Genomic DNA, 3,825 nt, shown 5'->3' with positions numbered 1-3,825 from the left:
CCCCCCCCCCCCCCCCCCCCCCCCCCCCCCCCCCCCCCCCCCCCCCCCCCTTTTTAGATGTGTATAAGAGACAGGTCTATCATACACGTGTTAAGATAGGCGGTAAGCGGTTATTCGTCTTTCTTTTTCCAAAACTGCCACCATTTTTTAGGATCTTCATAATAGCCGGAGCCTGCATAGCCAGAATAATCAGAGTAGTAATAGGTACTGTTGCCACCCCCTCTGGCATAATCGGTCGTGTAATAGTTGGAGTGGAGCGCATCGTCGCCAAAGGCATTCAGTACAATCGCCATATTGCTCAATCCATATTCTCTCGATAGCCTTTCTGGAATGGCTGCGGCCCTGTATTGCGATTTGCCCGAGCGGATTACAAACAGATTCACGTCAGACTGCCTGATGAGCGGAATGGCATCGGAAACCAAACCAACCGGAGCTGTATCTACCAGTACATAATCGTACTGTGGCGCTAGGATTTCGAGCAGCTTTTTCATGGCATCGGTATGCAGCAGTTCTGAAGGGTTGGGCGGCACTGGGCCCGAAGGAATAAAATCGATATTGTGTACATCGTCGTGGATGAGAACTTCTTCCAGCGTTTTTTGACCTGATAAATAAGAGCTCAATCCCACCTTATTGTTGCTGCCAAATACCTTGTGGAGCTTAGATCTGCGCAAGTCTGCCGCAATCAATATGATTTTTTTGTCGATAAGCGCCAGCGTTCCGGCCAAGTTTACCGTCACAAACGATTTTCCCTCGCCAGAGATTTCTGAGGTGATACAGATGGTTTTGCTCTTTTTATGGCTAGCCAAAAAGCTGAGGTTGGTTCTAACCGAGCGTACCGATTCGGCAAATACCGATTTCGGCTTTGATAACGAAAGGGCCTGTCTGTTGTCCTTGTCAATGTATTCTGGGAATTTCCTGATTACGCCGATGATTGGGGTGTTGGTTAAGGCTTCTACCGTTTCCTTGTCGTAGATGTAAGGGTTGAGGAAGCGCACCAACAAAATAAGCCCGAAACCACAGGCAAGCCCCAGCATGGCCGCAAAGGAGTAGAGGCGTTGTGGTTGTGGCGAAATTGCCGCATAAGAAGGATAGGCCAGGTTTACAATGGCCGCACCGGGAACAATAGCGGCCGCATTCATTTCCGATTCCAGTTTCTTTTCTGAAAGGTAGGTGAGTACCTTGTTGTTGACGTCGAAATTGGTTTGGAACTGTACAAAGTCTCTTTCCTTGCTGGGTATTTTGCTGATATTCTGGTTGGCTTGTCCAATCTGCGAATCGAGATACCTTAAGGTTTTGAGGTTGCGTTCCTTTAGCGAATTGATATTGCTCCTGATCGAGGCTTTAAGGGTAGCAATCTGCTCGTCCAATTCCTGTATCGGTTGAGAATTGGGCCTGAATTGGGTAAGTTTGGTTTCTCTGCTTAAAATAAAAGTATTAAGCTGGCTGATGAGCCCGCCCAACAAGGTGCCAACGTTGCCTTCCAAATCCATGTTGATGTCTATCTTGCCCCGGCTGTTGTTGATCTGGTTTTCAAGCTGCTTAATGCCTACCATTTCAATACTGATGATGGATTTTTGCTTTTCAAAGTCGCTCAATTTGCCGATATCCATCTGTGTGCTGCTGCCCAGATCGATGATCTTGTTTTTTACCTTGTAATCGGTCAGTTTGTTGCCTGCAGTATCGGCTTTACGGTTTACCAGTTTCAGTTGGTTGTTGATGAACTCAATGGTCTGACTTGCCGATCTTCTTTTTTGGGCGGCGTCATAAGCCACATATTCTTTCATGATGGCATTGAGCATGTCGGCTGCAAAAACGGGGTTTGCATCAGTTAGGCTGATGTACATGATGTTGGTAAAACGAGCTGCCTCGCCGGTGCTGATGCCGCTTGCACGGCCAACAAAATCTTCCTTGGTGTTGAACTTGAAGCTATAAGAGCCTGGTGGGATAGGGCTCGTAATCTTAAAAACCATGTTGCCCATTTTGATGGGTTCGCCATAGCGGATGGTGTTTTTAGCGCCTTTTTCACCCAACGATAACGCAAAAGTACTGGCGTTGATGGCTTCCACATAGTATTTAGACCGATCGAAATTTACAGAATCCTGTTGCAGAATTTCTATCTTGAAGGGTTTTTGAGGATAGAGCTCGCTGGTTCTTATCCTTCCCTTTAGGTAATAGGAAATCTTATAATCGATATTGGAAATGGCATTCATAATCACGTCGTTGCTACGGATAACAAAGCCTTCAGCCTGTATTTTGTCGGTATAGTTGTAAACCTGTGTAGAAGGCGCATTGGCCATGGTATTGATGGTCGGATTGCTTTCCTGCAGTTTTAACGAGCCGCTGGTTTGGTAAATGGGCGGCGTAAATAAAAGATTGATTCTTGCAATGATCAGCGCAATGACTACGCAACCAGCAATCCAGTACCAGCGGCTTAAAAAGACCTTGAATATTTTGTAGAAATCAATATCCTGTCTTACAGATTTCGGGTTAGGTGCAGTTTCAGGGTTGTTCATTATCTGGTAAAAGTATAGATCAATACAGCAAGGTTAATTACAACAAGAAGCGGCTGTACAATGTTGTTAAAGCTTTGCAGTTTTTCGCTCAAAGCGGCATTTTTTGTAGGTTGGATCAAAATAATGTCGTTGTTCTGCAAAATCAGTTTTTTACTGCCCAAGCTGTTGATGTCGTTCAGATTTACGTAAATAACCTCAGGGTTGCTCCTGTTGCCACGGATAATTTTGCATGTTTTGGGGTCGGCATTTTTAGAGATCCCGCCAGCTTCTCCCAAAATATCGATTAATGTGGTGTTGTCGCGTTCGAGCAAAAAATTGCCTTGTTTGTTGAATTCGCCCAATAGCGTCACCTTAACGTTTACAACGGTAAGCTCTATGATAGGGTCGACCAATAATTTCTCCGCATAAATCTGTTGCAACTTAGCCGTTGCCTCCCTTCGTGTTAGCCCAAGTACATTTACTCGGCCAATGGCAGGCAGGTTTACCGAGCCATCTACGTCTACCTGATAAGAAACGATGTTGCTCCCCGATGCATTTACTGCGCCTGCAGTGGTCACGGTAGAAGTTGCATTTGTTACGCCAAATTCCTTGTTCTGTACGTTTCGTACCGCCAAAAGATCGTTTACCTTAATGCGGTAATAGAGGTCTCCAAGGCCTTGGTCGTTTACCACATAAACCTGTTTGATGGTGTCGGTTACGATATCCGAAGGTGCGTTGAAGAGCGTTTTTTCCTTGCGCACGGCACAGGAAGTCAAGCATGTAAATGCGAGAAGAAACAAGAAGAGGTTAGCTAAATATTTCAATGGTATAATCTAGATTTAATCAAGCATAAAGATGATTATAAAATTCAAAATAAACAAAGGTTGTACTATATGCTTGTGCAATATTTAGCGACTACCGATAATTAAGCTGGCATGCGAGTTGAATTTACATAGGTAAATAAAATCAACATGCTATTGGAAAATGAATATTTAAATGGGTGGTTTAAGAAATTTATATTCTTAATATTGCTTTTATTTTCAACCTTATGTAGTTCTGCGCAATATTCTACGATAATCGGATGCTCAAATGATGCTAATAACGATGTTTATTATATAGCAGGGCCTACGGGGTATCCATACTGTCTCTTATACACATCTGACGCTGCCGACGAACCACGACATGGGGGGGGGGGGGGGGGGGGGGGGGGAGGGGGGGGGGGGGGGGGGGGGGGGGGGGGGGGGGGGGGGGGGGGGGGGGGGGGGGGGGGGGGGGGGGGGGGGGGGGGGGGGGGGGGGGGGGGGGGGGGGGGGGGGGGGGGGGGGGGGGGGGG

General features: G+C 46.5%; 3 protein-coding genes. All 3 read right to left on the bottom strand.

Annotation, left to right across the window (positions count from 1 at the left end):
* Nucleotides 1-110 precede the first annotated feature (110 nt).
* On the bottom strand, nt 111-2,513 hold the full coding sequence (locus JHD69_RS19210) for a GumC family protein (protein WP_199141958.1): 2,403 nt from the start codon (nt 2,511-2,513) through the stop codon (nt 111-113).
* Nucleotides 2,513-3,268 carry a polysaccharide biosynthesis/export family protein gene (locus tag JHD69_RS19205; protein ID WP_199141957.1) on the bottom strand — a complete coding sequence of 252 codons (756 nt, stop codon included), beginning with the start codon at nt 3,266-3,268 and terminating at the stop codon, nt 2,513-2,515. The genes JHD69_RS19210 and JHD69_RS19205 overlap by 1 nt, the downstream gene beginning before the upstream one ends.
* A 349-nt stretch (nt 3,269-3,617) precedes the next feature.
* Nucleotides 3,618-3,825: hypothetical protein (locus tag JHD69_RS19200; RefSeq protein ID WP_199141956.1), on the bottom strand; the 208-nt coding region annotated here is incomplete at its 5' end.

Source organism: Pedobacter sp. ASV12 (assembly GCF_016429155.1).
GTDB lineage: Bacteria > Bacteroidota > Bacteroidia > Sphingobacteriales > Sphingobacteriaceae > Pedobacter.
Note: the sequence above shows the minus strand (reverse complement) of the source record. Positions and strands in the feature narration are given on the sequence as shown.